The following is a 23,457-nucleotide window of genomic DNA, read 5'->3' on the forward strand; positions in this document are numbered from 1 at the left end:
AAAGTGCGAAGCGGTTTGCGCCGGACAATGTGTAAAAGCAAACGGATGGAACGGGGGAACCGAGCCGATGTCAGCACACCGTGTAGCCGAACCGGATTTCAAGGAACGCGTGGAGGAAAGTTTCGGGCGGCAGGCTGCGATGAAGCTGATTGGTGCTGAGCTGGCACGGTGTGAGCCCGGTATTGTCGAAATCGAGATGCCGTTCCGGGAAGAACTGACGCAACAGCACGGCATTCTCCACGCAGGCGTGATTTCGGCTGCGCTCGATTCCGCCTGTGGCTACGCGGCACTTACGCTGATGCCGTCCGATGCGGCGGTGCTGACCATCGAATTCAAGGTTAATCTGCTTGCTCCGGGCAAGGGCGAACGCTTTCTGTTCCGTGGCGAGGTGACCAAACCCGGTCGGACGATCATGGTCAGCGATGGCCAGGCATTTGCGGTCACCGACACGGAAGTGCGTCTCATCGCGACGATGACCGGGACGATGATGGTGGTGCAGGATAGAAAAGGCTTGCAGGGATGATAAAGACCGTCGCCGGAAAGCGCCTGCTCTACGTTATGGCAGCAGATGCCGAATATGGACGGCACCTGGCGAAGCTCTTCACGCCGGTCATGATCGGGGTAGGGCCAGTCGAAGCGGCGGCCAATCTCGCATATGCTCTCGGCAGCTTGATTCACGCAGGCAAAAAACCCGACCTCGTGGTCTCGCTGGGTTCGGCCGGATCAGCCAAATTAGCCCAGGCGGAAGTATTTCAGGTATCTTCCGTATCTTATCGCGATATGGATGCTTCGCCGCTTGGATTTGAAAAGGGAGCGACGCCCTTTCTTGACCTCCCCACGGTGGTTGAACTTCCGATTTATGTGCCCGAAATCCCTGCTGCATCGCTTTCAACCGGCGCAAACATTGTTTCCGGCGATATTTATTCGGCAATTGATGCAGATATGGTCGATATGGAGACTTACGCCTGCCTGCGAGCCTGCCAACTTGCAGGTGTCCCTCTTTTCGGGCTTAGAGGTATCTCCGATGGCACAAGCGAGTTGCAGCATGTCGGCGACTGGACGCAGTATCTGCATGTTATAGATGAAAAACTAGCCGACGCGGTCGAGCGACTGGAAGCTGCAATCGCGGATGGCCTCATCTCCTCCTGACAATGGTGTGTCAGTATGGGCCCTTTTTTCGCAACACACTTGTTGAGCATCTCGTCCATACCCCATATAGGCATTGCATCCCGGCCACTTTTTAAATAGATGCTGCACATGAGTATTACGGCACATCCCGACACAATCCTTATCATCGACTTTGGCAGCCAGGTCACGCAGCTGATTGCGCGTCGCGTGCGCGAGGCCAATGTCTATTGTGAAATCGTTCCTTTCCAGTCTGCTGAAGAGGCATTCAAACGGCTGAAGCCGAAAGGCGTCATCCTTTCAGGAAGCCCGCATTCGACGACCGACATCGGCTCGCCACGTGCGCCGCAGGCGGTTTTCGAGGCAGGTATTCCGGTTCTTGGCATCTGCTACGGCGAACAGACGATCTGCGCCCAACTGGGCGGCAAGGTGGAAAGTGGTCATGACCGCGAATTTGGTCGGGCTTTCCTGGATGTGCAGGAAGACAGCCCGCTTTTCGAAGGCATCTGGGCCAAGGGTACCCGTCACCAGGTTTGGATGAGCCACGGCGATCGGGTAACATCGCTGCCGGATGGTTTCACAATCATCGGTACGTCGCCGAACGCACCTTTTGCAGCCATCGCCGACGAAAAGCGCAAATATTACGGCGTGCAGTTCCATCCGGAAGTTGTGCATACGCCGGATGGCGCCAAGCTGTTGCAGAATTTCGTTCATCGTATCGTCGGTGTGAAGCCGGGCTGGACGATGGGCGCATACCGCGAACAGGCTGTCGAAGCGATCCGTAAGCAGGTCGGCAGCGGAAAGGTCATCTGCGCGCTTTCCGGTGGCGTGGATTCCTCTGTTGCAGCCCTTCTGGCCCACGAAGCCATTGGCGACCAGCTCACCTGCATTCTCGTCGACCACGGCCTGATGCGTAAGAACGAGGCGCAGCAGGTCGTTGAGATGTTCCGCGAACATTACAATCTGCCGCTGATCCTCGTGGATGCTTCCGACCGTTTCATCGGTGAACTGGAAGGCGAAACCGATCCGGAAAAGAAGCGCAAGACGATTGGACGCCTCTTCATCGAAGTATTCGAAGAAGAAGCCAAGAAGCTCGGCGGCGCAGATTTCCTGGTGCAGGGCACACTTTATCCGGACGTTATCGAAAGCGTTTCCTTTACCGGCGGACCTTCGGTCACGATCAAGTCGCACCACAATGTCGGCGGTTTGCCCGAGCGCATGAAGATGCAGTTGGTTGAGCCGCTGCGCGAACTGTTCAAGGATGAAGTGCGCCTGCTCGGCAAGGAACTGGGCCTGCCGGACAGCTTTATCGGTCGTCACCCGTTCCCTGGGCCGGGTCTTGCGATCCGCTGCCCCGGCGGCATCACGCGCGAAAAGCTGGAAATTCTGCGTGAAGCGGATGCGATCTATCTGGACGAAATCCGCAAGGCTGGCCTCTACGATGCCATCTGGCAGGCTTTCGCGGTTCTGCTGCCGGTTCAGACTGTCGGCGTGATGGGCGATGGCCGTACCTATGAATTCGTCTGCGCGCTGCGCGCTGTGACTTCCGTAGACGGCATGACCGCTGATTTCTATCACTACGACATGAACTTCCTTGGCAATGCGGCAACCCGCATAATCAACGAAGTGCGGGGCATCAACCGCGTCGTCTACGACGTGACGTCAAAGCCGCCGGGTACGATTGAGTGGGAGTGATCCCGCGTCTGGCATAGACCGGCACCAAATGGCAGGAAATCACCTCTAAGCCCGCGTAACTGCGGGCTTTTTTCATTCTCTGCTTGGTACTGACTGGCAAGTTTTTGCATCGCCAAGCATCCCGTTTCTGTGGCATGGTAGATGGTACGATTTGAGTCTGGTGCCATGTTCGGCACTCGATACCATGCTGCCCTTTGCGGGCCTGTCATGGTATTGAGATTGGGCAACGCATTGATCTATAAGGATTTTATTGGAGGGGTGCGAGGCTTTTTGAGCATGGTATTTTTGAGTGGAGACCCAGCCGAACCATGCTGACTGATACCAAGCTGCGCAACCTCAAGCCAAAGGACAAGCTCTACAAGGTGAATGACCGTGATGGCCTCTACGTGGCGGTCACTCCGGCGGGTTCGATTTCGTTCCGCTACAACTACTCAATTCACGGCAGGCAGGAGACGATCACCTTCGGACGCTACGGTCTCGGCGGCATCTCCCTCGCAGAAGCGCGCGAGCGGCTGGGGGAGGCAAAGAAGCTGATCGCAGCCGGCAAGTCACCTGCCAAGGAGAAGGCGCGCGATAAAGCCCGCGTCAAGGGCGCTGAGACGTTCGGAGCCTGGGCGGAAAAGTGGCTGCGGGGCTATCAGATGGCGGACTCCACCCGCGATATGCGTCGTTCGGTGTACGAGCGTGAGTTGAAGCCGAAATTCGGCAATCAGAAGCTGATCGAGATCACCCACGAAGATTTGAGGGCACTAACCGATGCCATTGTCGAGCGAGGTGCACCAGCGACTGCGGTGCATTCCCGCGACATCGTGTTGCAGGTTTATCGCTGGGCCATTGAGCGTGGTCAGAAGGTGGAGAACCCGGCAGAACTGGTTCGACCGACGACCATCGCCAAATTCGAGCCGCGTGACCGTGCGTTGACACCCGATGAAATCGGGTTGATGTACCAGTACATGGAGCGGATCGGCACGACACCATCCATCCGGGCAGCCGCGAAGCTGTTGCTTCTAACGATGGTGCGTAAAAGCGAATTGACCAACGCTACCTGGAGCGAGATCAATTTCAGCGAGGCGCTTTGGACAATCCCCAAGGAGCGGATGAAGCGACGCAATCCGCACTTGGTTTTCCTGTCACGGCAGGCGCTGGACATCTTCATCGCCCTCAAGACTTTTGCCGGCGGATCGGCCTATGTGCTTCCGTCGCGGTATGACTCGGACTTACCCATGAGCAGTGCCACACTCAACCAGGTACTGACGTTGACATACCGACTGGCGCAGAAGGAGGGGAAATCGCTAGCCAAATTTGGGCCGCATGATCTGCGCCGTACGGCCAGCACGCTGTTGCATGAGGCCGGCTACAACACGGACTGGATCGAGAAGTGCCTGGCGCACGAGCAGAGAGGCGTCAGGTCTGTGTACAACAAAGCCGAGTACCGCGAGCAGCGGACGGCGATGCTACAGGATTGGGCGGACATGATTGACGAATGGACGCTCAGGAAGCCAGGTCCGAAGGAATGAGTGCATGGAGCACTTTCCTGCCTCATGCGATTTTAGCCGCTAAAAAACGGCATGGCCTTCGGCGGACAGCCTCGGCATGACGGCCAAGTTCCACCCGCCTCGCAGAGCAAGATGCCCGTTGAGCACCGCCAGGTGCGAATAAGGGGGAGTGAAGATAGATGACCGGCTCGCCGGTTAGCTAACTTCACCCATCTTGCCCGGCTGACGCCGTTGGATACACCAAGGAAAATCCACATCGATCCCTATGTAAAGCGCTGCAATTGCTCTGCGTACGGCGCGCATTGACGATCCTTGTGTTTTCATTGGATTTCGCCGGATTTCCCTCGAATTTTCCATGAGAAATACAGAGATTTCCTGTGCTTTCACCAATGCGAACCCTGAGCGCGACCGAGCAGTGTTCACCGCCCAGGGCGCTTCGGTTGTTTCAGGTGAAAGCTCTTGGGGATAGAGGCAATTGCCTTGGATACTGCTTGGCGTGTCAGTGGCCGTTGGCCGTTGCCTACAAGCTGTTCTGCGATTTCCGACTGATTGAGGTCCAAATGCTGGAGCATCAGTATTCTCTTTTTGGTGTCTGACAGCTTGGAGTCCACCATCAGTCGTGCCAAGTCACGCAGCTCAGCTATGTCGGCAGGCTGTATGGTCTGGCCCAGCATGTAGTGAAAAAAGTACTCATCAACGAGCGGGTCACCGGATGCTGCTGCACGGGGGGTGGATCGCTTCGCGCATTGCCGGGTAAGTCTGGCTAGTTCAAGCTCGAATTGAGCGGCTGACCACCTCGCCTGCCGATAGGCCGGGTTCCATGCGCCATTCGGTAACCGAGGTCGATGATTTAGACAGTATTGGCTGCTTAGCCGAAGCGCATCCTCGTGATCCCCAGCTTTCGGAGCGTCGTCTCCGTCAGCGTACAAGGCGAGTTCGGTACGTGATCCACAGAACCGGCAAAAACCCTGCCGCCGTTCTCCATTTAGGCGTGTGGTGCGAACTTGCGACTTTCCTGGTCGTTTGCTGGCGCAGGACTCTACTAGCTCAATTAACGTTTCCAGCGTCGCCACGAACCGCGTGTCCCTTGCGGATTGCTTGTCCAAGGTCTTGATGAACTGGCGCAGTAACTGGCGTTGCACGCGAGCCATCGCGTCAAGCCCGATCAATCGAGTGATTTCGCTAAAGCTCACCCCGGTTCCCGCGCCAGGGACGTGGCCCAAGTAGCGTTGTGGCAGCGTGGCCATATATCGGGCCACGGCAGGGTCGATCAGCTTTTTTATCAGCCTGATGATGGGGTAGCGATCCGAGTACCTGGAATACGGGTGCCAGCGATCCAGAAACTGCCCGATGGCTTCAGACACTGTGGGATCGCAATTCTCCCAAACAGCTATGGTTGGTTTAATTTTCATGTCAACCATTATCGCCAATTATTCGGCTGCTGCAACCCGCGTTGCAAGGCATGATCAGGCACGTATTCGAAAGTGCCTGATGGAGGTCAATGCATGCAAGCAACGACAAACCGAACGCTCATCAATAAGAAGAGGCTGCTCGCCATGATCCCGCTGTGTGAGCGCACGATATACAACTTGGAGCAGCGGGGAGAATTCCCGCGCCGCATTGCGCTAACCAGCCGAAATGTCGTGTGGGACCTGGCTGACGTTGAGGAGTGGATCGAGGCCCGCAAGTTGTCGGGTATCCAAGCTCGCCGCCCTGGATTGGGGGCTTAATCGTGGCGATTGATTTAAGAGCCGCGTTCGACAACGAGCCGCCTTTACTCGACTTTGTATGGCCAGGTTTTCTCGCAGGAACCGTGGGAGCGCTAGTAGCCCCAGGAGCCACGGGGAAGAGCTTTTGGGCATTGGAAGCTGCAATGTCCATCGCGTGCGCCGTTGCCGGTGGGGACCTGGTGGGGATTGCCCCTGAACGCGCTGGACGCGTGGTCTATTTCGCAGGGGAAGACCCGGAAGTTGCGTTGGTACGGCGAATTCATGCGATAGGCCTGCACCTGAATCAGCAGGCACGCGAAGCTATCGCGCAGAACCTCACCCTTGAGCCGATCATGGGCAAGCGCCTGAACGTGATGGATGATCGGCACCTTGCCCGTGTCATTGAATTTTGCGCGGGTGCTCGGTTGATCGTACTGGATACCCTGAGCCGAATTCACGACAAGGACGAGAACAGCAACGGTGACATGGCGAGGCTTGTCGCCACGCTTGAGCACGTCGCGGCCAGCACCGGCGCATCGGTTCTGTACTTACACCATGTGAGCAAGGGCAGCGCCCGCGAAGGGCAAACCGATCAGCAGCAGGCTGCGCGAGGCGCATCCGCTCTAATCGACAATGCCCGCTGGTGTGGCTTCGTCGCCAAGATGAGTGAAGACGAGGCGAAGCGTTTGAGCGACCGCGACTATGACCGACGGCCCATCGGCAACGACCGACGCGGCTTCTTTATCCGGTTTGGTGTCAGCAAGCAGAACTATGACGCGACCGCTCTCGACCGATGGTACCGACGTCACGATGGCGGCGTCCTGGTGCCGGTGGAACTGGTGGAGGTGAAGAAGGAGAACGTCCTGCACGTCGTAAACGGGAGTGACGATGAGCGGTGGTAATGCCGTGACCCCCACCAGTACCAGCGCGCAGGCACGAGTAATGCTCTATCAACCTAGCCAGCGCCCGCGGTTGCGGGAAGGCGACTGGATGGATACCTCTTTTGGTCGATGTCGCGTGACCGGCAGGTTAGGTCAGCGGCACGCCGATATTGTTGAGGCGATTCTGTACTGCGCCGAACGGCGGCGTGATGTTTCAGATGGTGGAGTCGAGCTGCTCGTAGACCCAGCCCGCGTGCGGAAAACGCTTTCCGACAGCCGGTACAGCTTTACTCAGATCGAAAAGCTGTTGGCCGAGCTGAGAGCTGCGACGATCACAATCGAGACGCCTCAGTTCGATTTCCCAATCATCGGCGGATTGATTGATCACGTTATCCCTTCACCCATGACACGCCCTGACCCTTTGACGGGAAGAGAGCGGAATCTGTGGAGGGTGCGGCTTGGGGTTGCGCTTGTGATGCTGCTCGAACATGACTTGAGTTTGTACTATGACCCGGCCCCCATTGCTCGCCTACAGCATGGCATCAGCCAGGCCGTCGCAAGGCACGTCTTAAGCCACAAAGTCGAGCCGACGGGTGGTTGGTATGTAGACACCGTTATCGTAGCCGTTGCTGGCACCGTACCAAGCAAGGCAATGCGCGATGCACGATTCAGGCTGAGGGAAGACGCCGACGAATTGAAGGCGCTCGGCCTGACTGTGGATGGCGACCGCGTGAGGAAAAAAGGTGCTGGTGACGCCTAAAGCGTCGCACACCCGCCCGATAGCGTCGCACACCCGCCCGATGGCGTCGCACAGGCGCCCGAAACGTCGCACACCCGCCCGGAGTTAGCAGGATATTCAGGATATTCAGATCCTGCGCGGCGCAGCCCGCGCTTGACGCGCGACCTGGCCTTGCCAGTCGGCCGTGGGCCGACGGTTGAACACCAAGGAAAGTGCGGGTGGTCGTCAGACCGCCTACGACGACCGCTATGGCCTTCTAGGGCTCGTCTCACCCTTGGGCCACCGAATCGCACTTACAACGCCGCTACGGCTGCTATAGGCCCTCTGGGGGCCACTCCCCATCCTTGGCGTCCAACCATCGGCCGCAGGCCGATACTCGATTCTGCAATCGCCAGAGAAAGAACGCAGCGGATTGGACCAACAGCCTCTTTAGTCGGTAAGAATAATAAGAATAATATTCTTATTATCACTACCTAGCCCTTGCTGCCAAACGTCTGCGGCTTCGTGTACATGAGTGCGGTTCGACCAGTGCGGAACTCCTTGCGGCGACCTCAGAATTTCAGCGGCTAAATTTGCCGCCCCTCAAGTGTCAAAGAACACGGCACAAACCAGGAACGTGTGACCGGTAAACCTGGGAAAAACGGGCGTTCTGCGTTTGGGTCTGATGGTTCTTTGACAGGTGCGGCGGCCCTCGCTGCGCGGTCGCAGGTCGCGACAGTCAAATGTTTGCAAGTTCCTGTATTTGCCTGTTTTTAATCAGTAGAACCTTGGCAAATGGCAGTTTATCGCCCTGAAAACACGGCCTTTCGCTGTATTCAGCCCATTTACCAGCGATTTCTGTCATTTCCATGCAATACACCGCCTTATGCAGAAGGGACTGCATTATTTTCCTTGGAGTTTGCAGGTGCGTGAGCGGGGCAGGATAGGTGAAGTTAGCTAACCGGCGAGCCGGTCATCTATCTTCACTGTCCCTTATTCGCACCTGGTGGTGCTCAACGGGAATCCTGCTCTGCGAGGCCGACCGGCTACCGCCGAAGGCGTGAAACGCCAAAAGGAGGGGCGCAGCCGCCCCTTGCTTTGATGCTGTCAATTGCTTATGATTGCAGTCAATGAAGTCACAAATGAGGTTTTGACTATGGCAATCCTGACAGTGCGGAATGTGCCGGACGAGGTGCATCGCGCTCTGCGCTTACGGGCCGCCGAGCATGGCCGCAGTACAGAGGCGGAGGTGCGCGAGATTCTGGAAAGTGCAGTGAAGTCGGAAAAGCGCATCCGCATGGGCGACGCGTTGGCGGAGCTTGGCCGCCGCGTAGGGCTGACAAACGAAGACTTCGCAGTGTTGGACCAGGTGCGCGACAAGGTGCCGGCAGAACCGATGAGGTTTGAATGATTGTCTTGGATACGAATGTCGTCTCCGAGGCGATGAAGCCCGAACCCAACCCGGCCGTGCGAGCTTGGTTGAATGAACAGGTAGCGGAAACCCTCTACCTGTCCAGCGTGACGCTGGCCGAGCTGCTGTTCGGCATCGGCGCGCTGCCGAACGGGAAACGTAAGAAAGGCCTGGGCGAAGCCCTGGACGGCTTGCTCGAACTGTTCGGCGAGCGGGTGCTGATGTTCGACACCGAAGCAGCTCGCCATTATGCCGAGCTGGCGGTGAAGGCCCGCACAGCCGGGAAGGGGTTCCCAACACCCGACGGATATATCGGGGCTATTGCGGCCTCCAAGGGATTTATCGTAGCAACACGCGACACCAGCCCTTTTGAAGCGGCTGGGCTTACTGTTATCAATCCTTGGGACCATCAGTAAATCCGATCGCTACCTGACACCGTGATCTGATCAAAAAGGCCGGGCTTCGGTGTCGCCCAGGTCAATTACCGGTAGCTCCGTGGCGCAGCTACGCGATGAACCCTTGAGCAAGCGCGCTTGCTCAAGGAAGCAGCCATTCATCGCGAGGTAATGACCATGAAGCAGCACGTTTTAGCGGCTAAAATCGCTTTCTCCATAGCCCTCACCGTTGGCGTCGCCGCGATGCCTGCGCACGCAGGTATCCCGGTCCTTGACGGCACGAACCTGTCGCAGACCACCGTCACCGCGATTCAGCAGGTTGCGCAGGTTCAGAAGCAAATCGAGCAATACCGGACGCAGTTGCAGCAGTACGAAAACATGCTGCAAAACACCGTCGCGCCGGCGGCCTACATCTGGGACCAGGCGCAGACCACCATCAATGGGCTGATGCAGTCCATTGACACCCTGAACAACCTCACCAATCAGGCCGGTAGCCTGGATGCCTACCTGGGCAAGTTCCAGGACATTTCCTACTACAAGTCGTCGCCTTGCTTCACCTCGTCCGGCTGCTCTGACACCGAACGCGCAGCGTTCGAGAAAACCCGCGACCTGGCATCGCAGTCGCAAAAAGCGGCGAACGATGCGCTGTTCAAGGGCATCAAGGATCAACAGGACAACCTAAAGGCGGACGCGCGCCAGCTCGAACGGCTGCAATCGAAAGCGCAGGGCGCGCAAGGGCAGATGGAAGCCATCGGCTACGCCAACCAGCTCGCCAGCCAGCAGGCTAACCAGCTCCTGCAAATCCGTGGCCTGCTGCTCGCGCAGCAGAACGCCATCGGCGCACGGATGCAGGCACAAGCCGACCGCGAAGCGCAGCAGGAAGCCGCGCACAAGGCATCCACGGAATCCAGGATCGGGCAGACCGCCAACCCGAAAAACTGGCTGCAAGTGAAGCCGTAAGGAGGGGTGGGAAATGAGGAAATCAACGGTCGTTTTGACCGCCATCCTCGTCGCATTGGTTGCCGGCTGCGATAACAAGCAGCCCGCCCAAATGCCCGAGGTGAACGCGGAAAACTGCACGCTCGATCGCATCCAGAAAATCGAGGATCGGGCGACACGCGAGCAGTTCGCCGGCGCGTGCTCCCGCAGGTCGGGAGCGATTGCGCCGACCGAAAATCCTAAGAACTGGCTGGAGGTGAAACCATGAATAGAACGGCGGTCGTTCTTAGCCTCGGCCTGGCCTTCGCGCTCTATTCATCGGGCGCGGCCGCCGAGCTGACCAACCAGGGCATGCTTGACCAGGTGGTGACGGAGTTTGCCAGCAAGGCGGCGAACTGGAAAACCGCGATCATGGATGCCGCGACCTGGCTGTTCTGGACCTTGGGCACGATTTCCCTGGTCTGGACGGGCGGCACCCTGGTCATGAAAAGGGCCGACATTGGCGAGTTCTTTGTGGAGTTCGTGCGCTTCATCCTGTTTTTCGGCTTCTACCTTTGGCTGCTCCGCAACGGGCCAGACTTCGCGGATTCGATCATTCGGTCGATGCAGCAACTCGGATCGAAAGCAACCGGCATATCGTCGGTGACGCCATCCGGCATCGTCGACGTGGGCTTTATGATCTTCCAGCAGCACGTCAAGAATTCGTCCGTGTGGAGTCCGGTAGATACCGTCATCGGCGCAATTCTGAGCCTCGGAATCCTGCTGCTGCTCGCCACCATTGCCGTCAATATGCTGCTGGTCCTGGTGTCGTCGTGGTGCCTGATGTACCTGGGAATCTTCTTCCTGGGCTTCGGCGGCTCGCGCTGGACCTCGGACATGGCGATCAACTACTACAAGACCGTCCTCGGGGTGGGCGTCAACCTGCTCGTCATGGTGGCCCTGGTCGGGATCGGCAACGATCTGCTGGCCGGGTTCTACGCCAAGATGAGCAAGGGCACGCTCAACTTTGAGGAAATGGGCGTGATGCTGGTTTTCTGCCTGGCGCTGCTGTTGCTCATCAACAGGGTGCCGCCCTTGGTCTCCGGCATCATCACCGGCGGCGGCGTTGGGGCTGCCGGCGGCCTCGGCAACTTCGGGGCCGGTGCTGTCGTCGGCGCAGGCATGGCGGCGGCCGGCATGGCAGCGCAAGCCGTGGCCGCTGCTGCGTCCGGCGGTGCCTCTCTGGCTGCGTCGGCCGCCGGCGGTGCGCAGGCGGTCATGGCGGCCGCGTCGGCCGCCGCAAAGGCCGCTGACGGTGGTGATATGCCCGGCACGAGTAGCGGCGGCGGGGAAGCTGGCGGCGGTAGTAGTGGCGGTGCAAGCGGCGAGCCTATGGCCGCAGCATCCGGCGGCGGTGCAACGCCGATGGCCTCGGCCGCCGGCGACGGCAGCTCGGGCGGCGGTGGTTTCTCTGGCGCGGCCGGGAAAGCGGGCCGGGTTGCTAAAGGAACGGTCGCCAACCTTGCCAAAGGCATCGGCTCGATGGCGTCGGCCAAGGCCGGCAGCATGGCCGACACGGCCAAGAGCCGGATTGCAGAGACAACCGGCGGCAAGCTCGCCGCGACGATTAAGGCGGCCAGCAGCTGGGCCGATGGCAACACCCTCTCCGGCTCGAATGACGACGCGACGGCAGCAGCCAGAAATGACGAGGTGGCCGCGTTCGTGAATCGCCCTGAGGCGACCTAAGGCGTGTCGGCCGACGATGCAACGCCGGCCGACACTTCCACATTCCCACCTGATGCAGAGGTGAAATCATGGCAACCATCAATCCTAATCAATTTTCTCAGGCAGTTCAGCAAGCGGCGGCGCAGTTGAACGCTATCGACTGGCTGGACCAGGACACCGCACGCGAGCTGGGGCCGCTGGCCGAAGCGACGGCCAACCTGTTCATGGTGCTGTTCTACCAGGCGGAAACGGGTCTTGCGACGCGCGAGGACTTCTCCCAGGCCAGGACAGCTATTCAGCTCGCCTTGCATCAGCCTCACGGCCACAACTGACAGGAGGAGACATGGGAATTCTTCGGAAAAGTTTTGCGGCTGCGCGCGAGGAAGGATCAGTGGGCGTTGTCGGCTATCTGGCGGTGTTCATTCCGACCGCGTTGATTGTCCTGCCGGTCCTGCCCTTCGTATTGGCCTTTATCTACGTGCGTGAACTGATCCGGCCCGCGCCGGCACCTGCACTGCCGGTCAAGCCAGCAAGGCAGGTGCAGCCTGTGGAGCATATAGCGGGCGTGATTGATCTCGCCGCCGTTCGGCAACTTCGTGGCGAGAAGCCGTCCCACGAGGGCTGATGATGGAGACATACGAGATAGACACTGCCCGAAAACGCCACCGGCATCTGCGGGTGCCGGTGTTCCCGGACGAAGCGCAAGCCATTGAAGAGAATGCGAAGCGCGCGGGCATGAGCGTCGCCCGTTATCTGCGCGAGGTCGGCCAAGGTTACAAGATCATTGGCGTCGTGGACTATGAGCACGTCCGCGAGCTGGCCCGCATCAATGGCGACCTTGGCCGCCTGGGCGGCCTACTGAAACTCTGGCTCACCGATGACCCGCGCACGGCGCGGTTCGGTGATGCAACGATCCTCGCCTTGCTGGCGAAGATCGAGGAAAAGCAAGATGAGCTGGGCAAGGTCATGATGAGAGTTGTGCTGCCGAAAGCCTAGCAACGGAACGAGAAGGGCGGCGAGTGTGCCGCACTTTCTATTTCGGCTTATCCCGCTTACGGCCGACGTCGGGACCGGTGTTGGTTTCAGGGTGCAGGTTGTCCGGGGTGATGCCAGCGACGAGCTGAGCGAGTTCATCATCAAGAATCTCGCTGACGCTCTTGGGGGACACCTGCCCCGCCAAGCCAGCATTAATCCGTTCGGCCAGCAAAGCCTTGAGTTGCGCCCATGCTGGATCATCGTTGTGCAGGCCTGCAGCGACGGCCATGTCCACAAGCGTATTCATCCCGAATTCGTCGATCTTCCCGCGCATCAGGTCAGACACGCGAGATTGCGTCACGCCAAGACGGCGCGCGGCTTCGGCCGGCGTCCATCCGTGATCGTGGATCTGTTTTTCCAGGGCCATCATCAGCGCCGAACGCAGCTTCATGTTTTCAGCCTCGGCAGGCGCGTCTTCGATGGCATCCCACACACTCGCAAAGGTCTCGTTGGTCATCGTTCCCTCTTCTCCATGTTGGTGTGCAGGTCCCTAGATTTGATACGCCCCGCCACGTGGACAGCGTGGGGGGCAAGAAAATTGTTCTTCCGTATTTTGGCGTTGAGTTCATGAGTAAATTTAGCCGCTACAGACGGCAACGCTGAATTTGTCGTGGAAGCTCATTAGGGTCGTGGTTTTGCGCTAGGCGCATATAAATCGGAATTTCAAAATTGAGCCGTGTCAGTTACGATGGGGCGCATTAGCCTATACCCAAAGGAGCCTGCATGAGCACAAAAAAGGTCCGGCGCGTCGGTTCGATGTTGGCCGGAATCGCACGCGAGGCGGGCCGGCTAACCGATGCCGAGGCCGAGAGCTTTGACCAGCTCCGCGAAAAGACGCCGGCCGAGCCGATGAAATTTGACGACGCCCCTGTCCTCAAGGTCGCCCGCGTCTATTTGCGCGTCAGCACCGACGCGCAGGACCTGGAACGCCAGGAAAGCATTATCGACGGCGCGCGGGCGGCCGGCTACTACGTCGCCGGCGTCTACAGGGAGAAGGCATCCGGCGCGCGTCCCGACCGTCCCGAGCTGCTGCGCATGGTCGCGGACCTACAGCCTGGCGAGGTGGTCATTGCGGAGAAGATCGACCGCATCAGCCGCTTGCCACTGGCCGAAGCCGAGCGCCTGGTTGCCACGATCCGGGCCAAGGGCGCGCGCCTGGCTGTTCCTGGCGTTGTAGACCTGTCTGAACTGGCGGCCGAGGCACAGGGCGTTGCCAGGATCGTGCTGGAATCGGTCCAGGACATGCTTTTGAAGCTGGCCCTACAGATGGCCCGCGATGACTACGAGGACCGCCGCGAGCGGCAGCGCCAGGGCATCGAGCTAGCGAAGAATGCGGGCAAGTACCAGGGCCGGCGTGCCGATCCGAAGCGCCGCGCCCAGGTGATCGCCTTGCGCCGATCCGGCCACAGCATCACCAAGACGGCCGAGCTGGCCGGCTATAGTCCTGCCCAGGTCAAGCGGATATGGGCCGAGGTCAGCAAGGACGAAACGGAACGCATGGGAGCCTTCCAGGACGCCCTGAGCGAAGCCGATGCCCTGGCTGCGGCCGGCCAAAGAGGCGCACGACCATGACGAACGACCGTGAACCACGGGTGCGAGAGTTGTCGCCAGCCGAGATTGAGGCGCTGCGCCAGGAGATGAGGGAGTCTATCGAATGGGCCAAAGCCATACTGGCGAGCCGCTGTCTTGGAGAAATTATTGCGGGAGAGCTGCACTAGACATTGCAATGGATCGTCTTCGGTGCTAACGTGTAAAGTGTCACATTACACTTTACAGTGAGGCGCGGGCCATGACTGATGATTCCCTCCCCCTTCATCCCGGTTCCTATGTTCGGAAAAACGTCCTTGATCCTCGCGGACTCACGGTTACTGAGGTGGCGAAGTTGATCGGCGTTAGCCGCCCGGGCCTATCGAATTTCCTCAATGGGAAGGTATCTGCAACGCCCGATATGGCGGCACGTCTTGAACGTGCTTTCGGGATTTCTGCCAAGGCCATTCTCGATTTGCAGACAGAATATGACGCGAAAGCTGATAAAACGGCAGGCGCAGCTCAAAAGGCGCGCACTTACGTGCCTCCTTTTTTAAATGTCCAGGCCAACGATCTCGTAAATTGGTTCACAACGACAATTCTTGCACGCACTAAGCTGTCGGTGCTGTTGCGAACGCTCATTCACTCCACGGGACGCGATCTTCAGAAAGTGGATTTCCCCGGTAACGACGATGCCGAGCGTGCCGGCTGGGACGGCTTCATTGAGGCCAGTTCCGGCACGCCTTGGATACCTTCTGGCGCCTCTGGGTGGGAGTTCGGTGTCACCGCGGACATTAAAGCCAAGGCAGACGGGGATTTTGCAAAAAGCGTCCGGGCGATCAAGAGCGCTGAAAGGGCAAATATTACGTTTGTCTTTGTCACTCCAAGGCGGTGGCCGGGTAAGGCTGCCTGGGTCGCGGAAATGAAGGGCAAGAAGCTCTGGAAAGACATTCGTGCATACGACGCCAGTGATCTTGAGCAGTGGATGGAGCAATCACTCGCGGCCCAGACCTGGTTTGCGAACCAGACGGATCGTCCTTCTAATGGCGTCAGAACCCTGGAGCGTTGCTGGAGCGATTGGGCAAACGTAGCGGCCCCCGCGCTTCATCCTTCTCTTTTTGCTACGGCGAACGAGGCGTGGAACGGCAGGATCAAATCCTTCCTAGCGAAAGACGATGCGAACCCCTTAGTAATAGCGGCTGACTCCGTTGAAGAGGCGCTGGCGTTTTTAAATCAAGTCTTGGCAACCCCCGAGCTTGAACAGTATATGGATCGGGTGTTGGTGTTTGACAAGGCAGGAGTACTGCCGAAACTCGCCCAAGGCACTACCGATTTCATTGCCGTAGCCCATACGCGGGAAGTGGAGCGTGAGCTTGGGCCCTACAGCACATCGCTGCGAACCATTGTTGTTTATCCCCGCAATGCTACTAGCGTGGAGCCTCATGTCGTGTTGGAGCCGCTCGGGTTCGAGCCGTTCACTAAAGCTCTGGAAGCGATGGGAAAATCGCGCGATGACATAGCGAAACTAACTAACGCCTCGGGGCGTTCGTTGACGGTTCTTCGACGTCAACTCTCGAATATTCCGGCAATCCACACACCTGCTTGGGCTGAAGATCCAAGAATCGCATCGGGGCTTGTTCCGCTCGTTCTTGTCGGCGCATGGGACGCCCAGAACAAGGCGGATCGAACTATCCTGTCCCATCTGGCTGAGGCACCTTTTGAGGTGTTGGAAAAGCGCATTCTTGATTTGTTGCGGCTCAACGACTCTCCAGTCTGGTCAATTGGTGGGTATCGGGGGGTGATTTCGAAAATCGACTCCCTCTTCGCAATTGCGGGCACGGTCTCCAAGGCCGATCTTGACCGCTTTCTTGACGTTGCGCGGACTGTACTGGGTGAAGATGATCCTGCCCTCGACTTGCCCGAGGAAGATCGTTGGGCGGCGGCCATGCATGGCAAAAGACGAGAGTTCTCCGGGGCAGTGCGAGAAGGCGTTTCCGAGACTTTGGTTTTGCTGGCTGTGTACGGCAAGAATCTCTTCGGGAAGCACCTTGGCTTTGATGGGGAATTTGAAGCCGCGAGAATCGTGCGTGATCTTCTTGTGCCTGTAACGACTAGAAAGCTAGAGGCTAACGGGCACGACCTTCCACTTTATGCAGAAGCTGCTCCCGCCGAGTTCCTTGATATCATCGAGCGTGATCTGCGAGCAGAAAAGTCCGAAGTCATGGGCTTGCTGAGACCTGCCGATACCGGGTTTTTTGGCTCATGTCCGCGCACTGGACTGCTTTGGGCTCTCGAAGGACTTGCTTGGAATCCGACCACCTTTCCGCGGGTAGTGAAGATTCTGGGTCAGCTTTCTGAGGTAGAGATTAACGATAACTGGGCAAATAAGCCTATCGAATCGCTTGGCTCCATTCTTCGTGCATGGATGCCGCAGACGGCGGCAAACCACGAGATGCGCCTGAAGGCGGTCAGCATGCTTTTGGATAAGCACCCGGCGGTCGGGTGGAGGGTTTGTCTCCAGCAGTTCGGTGATTACGGGAGTCGCGTCGGCGGCTATAGCCATAAGCCGAAGTGGCGTCCTGACGGCTACGGGTTCGGGGAGCCTTTCAAGACATGGGGACCGATCCATGCATTCGTCAGAGAGATGGTGAAAGTCGCGCTAAGCAGGCCGTCCTACACTGTCGAGATGTTATGTGACCTGGTGTCAAGGCTGCATGCACTCGCGTCGGAGGATCAGGCGCGCGTATGGGAGATCATCGACGAGTGGCGCAACGCGGGCGCTCTTGACGAGGAAGTTGCGAAGATACGCGAAAAAATTCGTGTGACTGTTCTCTCTCGCCGGGGGCGTAAAAAGGTCAATGAGGAAGGCCAAGCGAGCCTGACGGAAAAAGCCAAGGCAGTCTATGCCGAGTTGCAGCCCAAGGACATTGTGAACAAGTATGAGTGGCTGTTTCGCCAGGGATGGGTTGAGGAGTCGGCGGACGAACTCGCAGGAGACGAGATGGACTTCCGAGCGCGTGAGCAACGCATAGAAAAGCTACGCGTTGAAGCCCTGACAGACATTGCGCAAGAACGAGGTATTCCGGGCATTCTCGCGCTCTCTGAAAAAGGAAATGCCCAACGCCAAATCGGCGCTCACCTAGTGTCCGGCATACTTGCCGACGAGCAGATTGAAGATTTGATCTTGCAATGCCTACGTCCGGCAGAAAATTATTCGGGTCGTGATGGCATCGTCGCCGGGGCGCTCTGGTCGTTGGACGAGGATAGGAGAAAGGCCATATATGCGAGCCTGCGGGGTAAAGTTGCCGAAGAGGAAGCGCTCCGTCTCTTGCTCCTTTCGCCTTACCGGGCTTCTACGTGGGAGCTTGTAGATCAACTTTCGGCTGAAGCTCGGAGTCGGTACTGGGTTGAAGTGGTTCCGCAATATTCATTTGACTCGCCTGACGAAAACAACGAGAGCGTTCGCCGCCTGCTTGAAGTCGAACGTCCTAGGGCAGCCTTCGCGTCGATGCATTTCAAGCTCGAAGAAATACACCCGCCCCTCCTTGTGCAGATGCTATCTGCCATGGCGAAAAATAGTCAGGATAAAGCTGGGGAGTACCAGTTGCACGACTACGATGTGCGGCGAGCCTTCCAGCTACTCAATCGCAACTCAGACCTCACTCTAGAGGAAAAAGCTGGACTGGAGTTCGCATATTTAGAGGTTCTGGCTCGCTCTTTCCGAGGGGAAGACCAGCAGCAGATTCCAAACCTTGAGCGCTACATTGAGGAACATCCTGAACTATTCGTGCAGGCTGTAGTGTGGGCCTATAAGCGCAAGGACCGTGGCGAAGATCCCGCCGAGTTTCGCGTTACAGAAGGTCTCGAGCATTTGGCACAGCGCGGGTACCGCCTCCTTGAAGCCGTTGAACGTATCCCTGGTCAGGACAAAGCAACTAAAGAGGAACAGCAGGAAAAGCTCGCAGAATGGGTTGCAACGGTAAGGCGGTCTTGTGCTGAGCTCGACCGCGCGGAGATCGCGGACGTGTGCCTTGGAAAGCTATTCTCTAACGCACCGGCTGGCGAGGATGGCGTGTGGCCGAACGAAGCCGTTCGCGATGTGATGGAGGACCTGCGGTCTGAGGACATCAGCAGCGGCGCACATACGGGTTTATACAACGCGCGCGGCGTCCATTGGCGCGGGGAAGGCGGTGGTCAGGAGCGGGAGCTTGCAGACAAGTATCGCGCCTGGGCCGACGCCTTGCAATTTACGCATCCCTTCGTGTCGTCATCGTTGCTGATGTCGATGGTCAATACGTATGAGCGTGAAGCTGAACAACACGATACCGAAGCCGGTATCCGACGTCGGTTAAAGCATTAAAGGGGAGAATATGGCCGCGGCTTGCACTTCATGGCATTTTTCATGGCATCCTGGTGTCGATGGTATGCAGGTAATTGATGTATAAGAGAAATATCAATCTACTGATAATAGAGTGGGAATAATTCGCGCCTACCCAGACGCCGCCAATAGCCGCCTATCTCCCTCTATAACGCACTCAAAATAAACACTTTTCTTTCCGCCGTCTTTCGCCGTCAATCGCCGAGCCAGCCTCGCTATCGACGGCGGAGTTGACGGTATGGGTGTCTTGTGACATCGCGGAATTGCATATACCGTCATGGCTTAGAGAGCTTGTGACGGTATTTTTTTGCCCCTTATTCCATTGAGAATAAAGGAAAATTCGGCGACAGGATTGGTCGATTTTGGCCTGACGGTATTTTCAGGGGCTCTCTGGCGTTTTTTGAACGATCTAGGAGGGGCCGATGCTTACCGATGCGGCAATCAAAGCACTGAAGCCAAAGGACAAATTATACAAGGTCACTGACCGTGACGGTATGTATGTCGTCGTGAACCCGTCGGGCGCCGTCGTGTTCGGCTATGACTACCGTATGCACGGTCGACCCGAGACCTTGACCCTCGGCCGATACGGGCCAGCGGGCTGGCGTATTGGCTTCTCCTGTCCGAATGTTGGATCAGTCCCGGTTTTGGTTGCCGGATTGCAATAGCCTTCTTCAAAGCACAGATAGCCAGATCCTTTTTCATCCGATCGCGCGCTTCCCAGCCGATGATGCGACTAGAATAGAGATCGACAACGATTGCCAAGTACAGCCAGCCTTCTACCGTCCATATGTAACTGATATCGACACCCCATTTCTGATCCGGTCCGTCACAAGTGAAGTCCTGATCCAGAAGATTGGGAGCGACAGGCTCGCCATGATTGCTGTCCGTCGTGCGCTTGAAACGCGTCTTTTGTCGGGCTTTCAAACCATTTTGACGCATCAGTCGCGCTGTGCGGGGACGACCTGCCCGAATGCCCTCTTCGTTCAGCTCAACATGCATGCGAGGGCTGCCGTAAGGTTCGCGTGATAGTACAAACTGGTTACGAATGTGAGCCAGGATAATCATGTCATCAAGCTGGCGACGACTGGGTAAACGACGCTTCCATACATAATAGCCGCTGATGCTGACACCTGCGAAAGCACATAGCCGTGACAGAGACATATGGGCCTTCTCCGTGTCGATGAACGCAAACTTCATCGACTTGTCTCCCGCGCGAAAAAGGCCGTCGCTTTTTTTAATAATTCTCGTTCCTGTCGTAGAAGCTCATTCTTTTCGAAGACGGGCAAGCTCCTAGTTCATGTCCTCATGGGGCCAGAAAGCAAATCTTTCTCAGCAATATTACGCCGCCAACGGTCAAGTGTTGACTTGCCAATGCCAAGGTCCTTGGCGACCGATGAAATGCTTAGACCACTCGTCGTTAAAATACGAACGGCTTCGCGTTTGAACTCTTCTGTAAATTCTCGCCGCTTCAATTTTAAGTCTCCTGTCAGTCTTATCTAACAGAAGCCCTTCACCTTTGAAGGGGAAGTCCAGCATCTTCAATGCGGGCGGCGATGGGGCAGTGCCCCGACATGGGCCGGTGTTCTCTGCGCTCGGTAAGCTGTCTTTAGGGTTCTACGATAAGCCGAATGCCGCGCTGACCGCAGACGCCACGGAGAAGCTGAAGGGCTACACCCAGTTCTGGGGATAGCCGGAGAAGGGCATTGAAAACGTCCTGCTGAAACAGATGCCCATCCAGGTGGTCCGTCGGTTTCTTGATGAGGTAAAGAGCCGTTCGGACTATCCGCCGGTCGGCGCCTATGATCCGGCGGCCGGAGACGCCGATGTTCTCACGCTGGCCGGCAAGGTGCTGAAGGCGCGCAAGGGCGACGCTTATGGCTACGCCGCCATGCTGATCGCACAATGCCAGGACGCCAACGAACTGCCGGCGACAGTCCGTGAGATTTTGGAGACGATCCACAAGGCGCTGAGCGCGGTTCCGGAAGACATTGCTGTACCGTCACCGCCGCCAGATGACTTCGTGGACCTGCTCGAATGAAGGTCGATCTGTGCGACAAGCGTAAGGCAATCATCGCGCACGACGGGCACCTTCTGGTGTTAGGCGGTCCGGGTTCCGGAACAACCACCATCGCCTTGTTCAAAGCGCAGAAGCGGTTCGCCGAGTTGAAATCCGGTCAGGAAATCCTTTTCCTGAGTTGTTCGCGCGCGGCGATCCGCCAGGTTCTCGGCGTTGCAAGGAAATCCTGTCGCCAGCGGAACGACGCGCGGTGACGGTGCAAACCTATCACGCCTTCTGCATGGAAAAAGCGCACGGTCGCTTACTGAGCGGCAAACCCGTGCGCTTCCTCTACCCCGGCGATGAGAGGCTTCAGAAGTCATCTTTCGACGGCGATTGGAACTTGGAGCGCCAACGGCAGGCGGCCGAGTCTGGCCTTCATTGTTTCGATCTTTTCGCTGCCGGAACTGTCGAGTTGCTCGAACGCTGCGCCGCGTTGCGCGAGCTGATTGCCGACCGCTTTCCGATGATAATCGTCGATGAATTCCAGGACACGGACGACAATCAGTGGGGGATCGTACGGGCGCTGTTGGGCGTCACGAACGTTTTCTGTCTCGCCGATCCTGAGCAACGCATCTTTGATTATCGAGATGACATCGATCCACGGCGGCTCGACATTCTACGCGAGACGATTAAGGTCACGGAATTCGATCTCGGTGGCGAGAACCACCGTAGCCCGAACGCTGGCATCCTGAAGTTCGCCGATGCTGTGTTGAGAAACCAAAGTCCGTTAAGCTAACTTTGCGTGGGGCACGACTCGTCATAGGTGTGTACATGTGGGCAAGTTCAGATAATGCTTCATGATCAGAAGAGACCGAGGGGCCTCAACAAGCCTTCAAATGTATGTTGATGGTAATCTTTTATAACTCCTCGCTCAGCAGGAGGAATTTGATCTACAATAGAATTTTTCCTGTATACGCTGCTAGGGCTATAACCGAAATACGGTGTAAAGGTGCGGCTGAAATTGGCCGAGGATTTGATGCCAATCGCCAGTCCGATGTCTGCAATTTTCTGGCTACCCGCAGGATCTGCCAGCATGGCATGAGCAGTGAGAAGATGACGCCGGCGAAACAGTCGGCCGAGCGAACGAACTTCCATCATGCCCGGCTCATTTTGTGCAACATGGCCGTCCACTTCGGTCCAATTACGACCTGAGTGGAGGAGTGCGATGCGCCAATGATCAATCGGACTGAATCGAATCTTTTGAGCAAGGCATACAGGCATGTTATCAGCATTTGCCGGAAGCATCTTCCAAACGCGCGATATATGTGGTCACCGCGGGGAGATGCCCAGTTGGAAGCCTATTATCCGGGTGACGAATATCTCGATATCATCGGTCTGTCGGTGTTCGGCTACCAACCCTATGACAAGCTGGTTGTAGGGCGAGATACGACATTCGTCGAGCGCACCAAGCCGGGATATGATCGTGTGGCAGGTTTTGGCAAACCAGTTGCCATTGCCGAGCTCGGTTATGAAGGCAGTGACAGCTACGTACGGGATTGGGCGGCGGAAGCCAACAAGCCCCACGCCGAGTTTCCGGCCCTGACCGCCGTCATCTACTTTAACGACCGTGAAGTCTACCCATGGCCGCGTGGTGTCGGACGCCCGGACTGGCGCGTCGCAAACCATCCGCTCGATTGACCCGGGTAATTCAACCGGAGCGGCTTGTTATTTGTGAAAACGCCGCCGCTCCTTTCTTTGCATTCTTGCAGTTCCGCCAAGCCAGCTTGCCGGAACTGCTCGATCAACAGGAAGAAGAAAATGCTATTGAAGCATTTCGTCATTGCGAGCGCTGCGATGTTAGCGCTCTCGCTGGCAGGCAACGCCAGTGCAGCGCCAAAGCCAGCGACGGATAATACCGTCACCCAACTTGCGGCCGCCGCCTCACCGATGAAAGGCCCTGCGCTTGAAAAGCTCTATGCCGGCCGCACCTGGAAATGGAAAACCGGCGGCGGATTCTTTTCAAGCAAGAAAGCCCGCAGCTGGATCCTTTCTGGCGAACAGAAACAATTCTCCGCTTGGTCCGGCAAAGGCGCGGCCACAACCCATGCAACAGGCTATTGGTACGTGACCGATGGCGGAAAGCTCTGCTTGCGCGCGCTCTGGAGTAGCCAAGGCGACAGCAGCGGCGCAGTCACCTGCTTCCTGCACCGCGAGAAAAATGGCGTGGTCTACCAGAAACCCGCTCTTGGCGGAAAATGGTATGTCTTTGCGCACAATCCAGTTCGGAAAGACGATGAGATACGCAAACTGGTCAAAGGTGACCGGGTGGGCGCAGAAGTGGCGCGGCTGAAGGCTAATCGCCGGTAAAGAACGATAGTGCGGGAGGCTTCTTGAGGGTTGCTCGGGAGAAGGCTGTAAATCGCACCAACTCTGGCCTGTCGTTAA

Annotated in this window: 24 protein-coding genes and 3 pseudogenes; 23 read left to right on the forward strand and 4 right to left on the reverse strand. The window is 57.5% G+C overall.

Annotated features, from left to right (window positions below; translation table 11 throughout):
• Positions 1-67 precede the first annotated feature (67 nt).
• From ACOWVS_RS01195 to ACOWVS_RS01210, 4 genes are all read left to right on the forward strand, one after another.
• Positions 68-523, forward strand: coding sequence for a PaaI family thioesterase (locus ACOWVS_RS01195; protein ID WP_006468525.1), 456 nt, complete (start codon positions 68-70; stop codon positions 521-523).
• Positions 520-1,149: a 5'-methylthioadenosine/S-adenosylhomocysteine nucleosidase gene (locus ACOWVS_RS01200; RefSeq protein ID WP_006468526.1), complete on the forward strand. Its 630-nt coding sequence runs from the start codon at positions 520-522 to the stop codon at positions 1,147-1,149. The genes ACOWVS_RS01195 and ACOWVS_RS01200 overlap by 4 nt, the downstream gene beginning before the upstream one ends.
• A gap of 108 nt (positions 1,150-1,257) precedes the next feature.
• Positions 1,258-2,820, forward strand: a complete 1,563-nt coding sequence (guaA, locus tag ACOWVS_RS01205) for a glutamine-hydrolyzing GMP synthase (RefSeq protein ID WP_006472762.1) — start codon at positions 1,258-1,260, stop codon at positions 2,818-2,820.
• A gap of 308 nt (positions 2,821-3,128) precedes the next feature.
• Complete coding sequence (locus tag ACOWVS_RS01210; RefSeq protein ID WP_075041569.1) at positions 3,129-4,337, forward strand: tyrosine-type recombinase/integrase; 1,209 nt, start codon at positions 3,129-3,131, stop codon at positions 4,335-4,337.
• A gap of 398 nt (positions 4,338-4,735) precedes the next feature.
• Here ACOWVS_RS01210 and ACOWVS_RS01215 read toward each other — a convergent pair whose 3' ends face one another.
• Positions 4,736-5,728: a LuxR family transcriptional regulator gene (locus tag ACOWVS_RS01215; RefSeq protein ID WP_247644412.1), complete on the reverse strand. Its 993-nt coding sequence runs from the start codon at positions 5,726-5,728 to the stop codon at positions 4,736-4,738.
• Positions 5,729-5,821: 93 nt separating this feature from the next.
• Between ACOWVS_RS01215 and ACOWVS_RS01220 the strand changes: the two genes are divergently transcribed.
• From ACOWVS_RS01220 to traJ, 11 genes are all read left to right on the forward strand, one after another.
• A complete protein-coding gene (locus tag ACOWVS_RS01220) occupies positions 5,822-6,046 on the forward strand; it encodes a helix-turn-helix transcriptional regulator (protein WP_023114650.1) in 225 nt (74 codons plus the stop codon).
• A 2-nt stretch (positions 6,047-6,048) separates the two neighbouring features.
• A complete protein-coding gene (locus tag ACOWVS_RS01225) occupies positions 6,049-6,927 on the forward strand; it encodes a helicase RepA family protein (protein ID WP_075041567.1) in 879 nt (292 codons plus the stop codon).
• Positions 6,914-7,666 carry an ABC transporter ATPase gene (locus ACOWVS_RS01230; RefSeq protein ID WP_075041566.1) on the forward strand — a complete coding sequence of 251 codons (753 nt, stop codon included), beginning with the start codon at positions 6,914-6,916 and terminating at the stop codon, positions 7,664-7,666. The genes ACOWVS_RS01225 and ACOWVS_RS01230 overlap by 14 nt, the downstream gene beginning before the upstream one ends.
• A gap of 1,114 nt (positions 7,667-8,780) precedes the next feature.
• Positions 8,781-9,035, forward strand: a complete 255-nt coding sequence (locus ACOWVS_RS01235; RefSeq protein ID WP_033480715.1) for a FitA-like ribbon-helix-helix domain-containing protein — start codon at positions 8,781-8,783, stop codon at positions 9,033-9,035.
• Positions 9,032-9,451: a type II toxin-antitoxin system VapC family toxin gene (locus ACOWVS_RS01240; RefSeq protein WP_075041565.1), complete on the forward strand. Its 420-nt coding sequence runs from the start codon at positions 9,032-9,034 to the stop codon at positions 9,449-9,451. Before ACOWVS_RS01235 ends, ACOWVS_RS01240 begins: the two co-directional genes overlap by 4 nt.
• A gap of 156 nt (positions 9,452-9,607) precedes the next feature.
• The gene (gene trbJ / locus ACOWVS_RS01245) at positions 9,608-10,390 is read left to right on the forward strand and encodes a P-type conjugative transfer protein TrbJ (protein ID WP_075041585.1); all 783 of its coding nucleotides are present in this window, start codon (positions 9,608-9,610) and stop codon (positions 10,388-10,390) included.
• A gap of 13 nt (positions 10,391-10,403) precedes the next feature.
• Positions 10,404-10,637 (forward strand): entry exclusion lipoprotein TrbK, encoded by a 234-nt coding sequence (trbK, locus tag ACOWVS_RS01250; protein WP_075041564.1) that lies wholly within the window; start codon positions 10,404-10,406, stop codon positions 10,635-10,637.
• Complete coding sequence (trbL, locus tag ACOWVS_RS01255) at positions 10,634-12,094, forward strand: P-type conjugative transfer protein TrbL (protein WP_075041563.1); 1,461 nt, start codon at positions 10,634-10,636, stop codon at positions 12,092-12,094. Before trbK ends, trbL begins: the two co-directional genes overlap by 4 nt.
• A 68-nt stretch (positions 12,095-12,162) precedes the next feature.
• A complete protein-coding gene (locus ACOWVS_RS01260) occupies positions 12,163-12,405 on the forward strand; it encodes a type I toxin-antitoxin system ptaRNA1 family toxin (RefSeq protein ID WP_075041562.1) in 243 nt (80 codons plus the stop codon).
• Positions 12,406-12,416: 11 nt separating this feature from the next.
• Positions 12,417-12,698: a hypothetical protein gene (locus tag ACOWVS_RS01265; RefSeq protein ID WP_058176101.1), complete on the forward strand. Its 282-nt coding sequence runs from the start codon at positions 12,417-12,419 to the stop codon at positions 12,696-12,698.
• A gap of 2 nt (positions 12,699-12,700) precedes the next feature.
• Entirely contained in the window at positions 12,701-13,069 is a 369-nt protein-coding gene (gene traJ / locus ACOWVS_RS01270) for a conjugal transfer transcriptional regulator TraJ (RefSeq protein WP_033971864.1), read from the forward strand.
• A 37-nt stretch (positions 13,070-13,106) separates the two neighbouring features.
• On the opposite strand, the gene ACOWVS_RS01275 is transcribed toward traJ, so the two are convergent.
• Positions 13,107-13,565, reverse strand: a complete 459-nt coding sequence (locus ACOWVS_RS01275; protein WP_075041561.1) for an XRE family transcriptional regulator — start codon at positions 13,563-13,565, stop codon at positions 13,107-13,109.
• A 392-nt stretch (positions 13,566-13,957) separates the two neighbouring features.
• Between ACOWVS_RS01275 and ACOWVS_RS01280 the strand changes: the two genes are divergently transcribed.
• The 3 genes and pseudogenes from ACOWVS_RS01280 to ACOWVS_RS01290 all read left to right on the forward strand — a co-directional run.
• Entirely contained in the window at positions 13,958-14,680 is a 723-nt protein-coding gene (locus ACOWVS_RS01280; RefSeq protein ID WP_075041584.1) for a recombinase family protein, read from the forward strand.
• A gap of 217 nt (positions 14,681-14,897) precedes the next feature.
• Complete coding sequence (locus ACOWVS_RS01285) at positions 14,898-18,995, forward strand: HigA family addiction module antitoxin (RefSeq protein ID WP_075041560.1); 4,098 nt, start codon at positions 14,898-14,900, stop codon at positions 18,993-18,995.
• A gap of 440 nt (positions 18,996-19,435) precedes the next feature.
• Positions 19,436-19,612, forward strand: a pseudogene (locus ACOWVS_RS01290) (Arm DNA-binding domain-containing protein); the annotation flags it as partial.
• Here the strand turns inward: ACOWVS_RS01290 and ACOWVS_RS01295 are convergent.
• Positions 19,611-20,503: pseudogene (locus tag ACOWVS_RS01295) on the reverse strand (IS3 family transposase); the annotation flags it as partial. The pseudogenes ACOWVS_RS01290 and ACOWVS_RS01295 overlap by 2 nt on opposite strands.
• Before the next feature lie 236 nt (positions 20,504-20,739).
• Between ACOWVS_RS01295 and ACOWVS_RS01300 the strand changes: the two are divergent.
• The 3 genes from ACOWVS_RS01300 to ACOWVS_RS01310 are packed head-to-tail and all read left to right on the forward strand — an operon-like array spanning position 20,740 to position 21,808.
• A complete protein-coding gene (locus ACOWVS_RS01300) occupies positions 20,740-21,051 on the forward strand; it encodes a hypothetical protein (protein ID WP_021588156.1) in 312 nt (103 codons plus the stop codon).
• The gene (locus ACOWVS_RS01305; RefSeq protein WP_021588155.1) at positions 21,048-21,284 is read left to right on the forward strand and encodes a hypothetical protein; all 237 of its coding nucleotides are present in this window, start codon (positions 21,048-21,050) and stop codon (positions 21,282-21,284) included. Before ACOWVS_RS01300 ends, ACOWVS_RS01305 begins: the two co-directional genes overlap by 4 nt.
• On the forward strand, positions 21,281-21,808 hold the full coding sequence (locus ACOWVS_RS01310) for a UvrD-helicase domain-containing protein (RefSeq protein WP_021588154.1): 528 nt from the start codon (positions 21,281-21,283) through the stop codon (positions 21,806-21,808). The genes ACOWVS_RS01305 and ACOWVS_RS01310 overlap by 4 nt, the downstream gene beginning before the upstream one ends.
• 65 nt (positions 21,809-21,873) lie before the next feature.
• On the opposite strand, the gene ACOWVS_RS01315 is transcribed toward ACOWVS_RS01310, so the two are convergent.
• On the reverse strand, positions 21,874-22,317 hold the full coding sequence (locus tag ACOWVS_RS01315) for an AraC family transcriptional regulator (protein ID WP_112669425.1): 444 nt from the start codon (positions 22,315-22,317) through the stop codon (positions 21,874-21,876).
• Between ACOWVS_RS01315 and ACOWVS_RS01320 the strand changes: the two are divergent.
• A pseudogene (locus ACOWVS_RS01320) lies at positions 22,279-22,710 on the forward strand (glycosyl hydrolase); the annotation flags it as partial. The gene ACOWVS_RS01315 and the pseudogene ACOWVS_RS01320 sit on opposite strands and share 39 nt — an antisense overlap.
• 120 nt (positions 22,711-22,830) lie before the next feature.
• On the forward strand, positions 22,831-23,379 hold the full coding sequence (locus tag ACOWVS_RS01325; protein WP_006468532.1) for a DUF995 domain-containing protein: 549 nt from the start codon (positions 22,831-22,833) through the stop codon (positions 23,377-23,379).
• Positions 23,380-23,457 lie beyond the last annotated feature (78 nt).

This window comes from Brucella sp. IR068, from assembly GCF_049065885.1.
GTDB lineage: Bacteria > Pseudomonadota > Alphaproteobacteria > Rhizobiales > Rhizobiaceae > Brucella > Brucella intermedia.

Bases quoted from the DNA above. Each gene is read 5' to 3' on its own strand.
- ACOWVS_RS01195 (WP_006468525.1), top strand. From the start codon at position 68: ATGTCAGCACACCGTGTAGCCGAACCGGATTTCAAGGAACGCGTGGAG.
- ACOWVS_RS01200 (WP_006468526.1), top strand. From the start codon at position 520: ATGATAAAGACCGTCGCCGGAAAGCGCCTGCTCTACGTTATGGCAGCA.
- guaA (WP_006472762.1), top strand. From the start codon at position 1,258: ATGAGTATTACGGCACATCCCGACACAATCCTTATCATCGACTTTGGC.
- ACOWVS_RS01210 (WP_075041569.1), top strand. From the start codon at position 3,129: ATGCTGACTGATACCAAGCTGCGCAACCTCAAGCCAAAGGACAAGCTC.
- ACOWVS_RS01215 (WP_247644412.1), bottom strand. From the start codon at position 5,728: ATGAAAATTAAACCAACCATAGCTGTTTGGGAGAATTGCGATCCCACA.
- ACOWVS_RS01220 (WP_023114650.1), top strand. From the start codon at position 5,822: ATGCAAGCAACGACAAACCGAACGCTCATCAATAAGAAGAGGCTGCTC.
- ACOWVS_RS01230 (WP_075041566.1), top strand. From the start codon at position 6,914: ATGAGCGGTGGTAATGCCGTGACCCCCACCAGTACCAGCGCGCAGGCA.
- ACOWVS_RS01235 (WP_033480715.1), top strand. From the start codon at position 8,781: ATGGCAATCCTGACAGTGCGGAATGTGCCGGACGAGGTGCATCGCGCT.
- ACOWVS_RS01240 (WP_075041565.1), top strand. From the start codon at position 9,032: ATGATTGTCTTGGATACGAATGTCGTCTCCGAGGCGATGAAGCCCGAA.
- trbJ (WP_075041585.1), top strand. From the start codon at position 9,608: ATGAAGCAGCACGTTTTAGCGGCTAAAATCGCTTTCTCCATAGCCCTC.
- trbK (WP_075041564.1), top strand. From the start codon at position 10,404: ATGAGGAAATCAACGGTCGTTTTGACCGCCATCCTCGTCGCATTGGTT.
- trbL (WP_075041563.1), top strand. From the start codon at position 10,634: ATGAATAGAACGGCGGTCGTTCTTAGCCTCGGCCTGGCCTTCGCGCTC.
- ACOWVS_RS01260 (WP_075041562.1), top strand. From the start codon at position 12,163: ATGGCAACCATCAATCCTAATCAATTTTCTCAGGCAGTTCAGCAAGCG.
- ACOWVS_RS01265 (WP_058176101.1), top strand. From the start codon at position 12,417: ATGGGAATTCTTCGGAAAAGTTTTGCGGCTGCGCGCGAGGAAGGATCA.
- traJ (WP_033971864.1), top strand. From the start codon at position 12,701: ATGGAGACATACGAGATAGACACTGCCCGAAAACGCCACCGGCATCTG.
- ACOWVS_RS01275 (WP_075041561.1), bottom strand. From the start codon at position 13,565: ATGACCAACGAGACCTTTGCGAGTGTGTGGGATGCCATCGAAGACGCG.
- ACOWVS_RS01280 (WP_075041584.1), top strand. From the start codon at position 13,958: ATGAAATTTGACGACGCCCCTGTCCTCAAGGTCGCCCGCGTCTATTTG.
- ACOWVS_RS01285 (WP_075041560.1), top strand. From the start codon at position 14,898: ATGACTGATGATTCCCTCCCCCTTCATCCCGGTTCCTATGTTCGGAAA.
- ACOWVS_RS01300 (WP_021588156.1), top strand. From the start codon at position 20,740: ATGCCCATCCAGGTGGTCCGTCGGTTTCTTGATGAGGTAAAGAGCCGT.
- ACOWVS_RS01305 (WP_021588155.1), top strand. From the start codon at position 21,048: ATGAAGGTCGATCTGTGCGACAAGCGTAAGGCAATCATCGCGCACGAC.
- ACOWVS_RS01315 (WP_112669425.1), bottom strand. From the start codon at position 22,317: ATGCTTCCGGCAAATGCTGATAACATGCCTGTATGCCTTGCTCAAAAG.
- ACOWVS_RS01325 (WP_006468532.1), top strand. From the start codon at position 22,831: ATGCTATTGAAGCATTTCGTCATTGCGAGCGCTGCGATGTTAGCGCTC.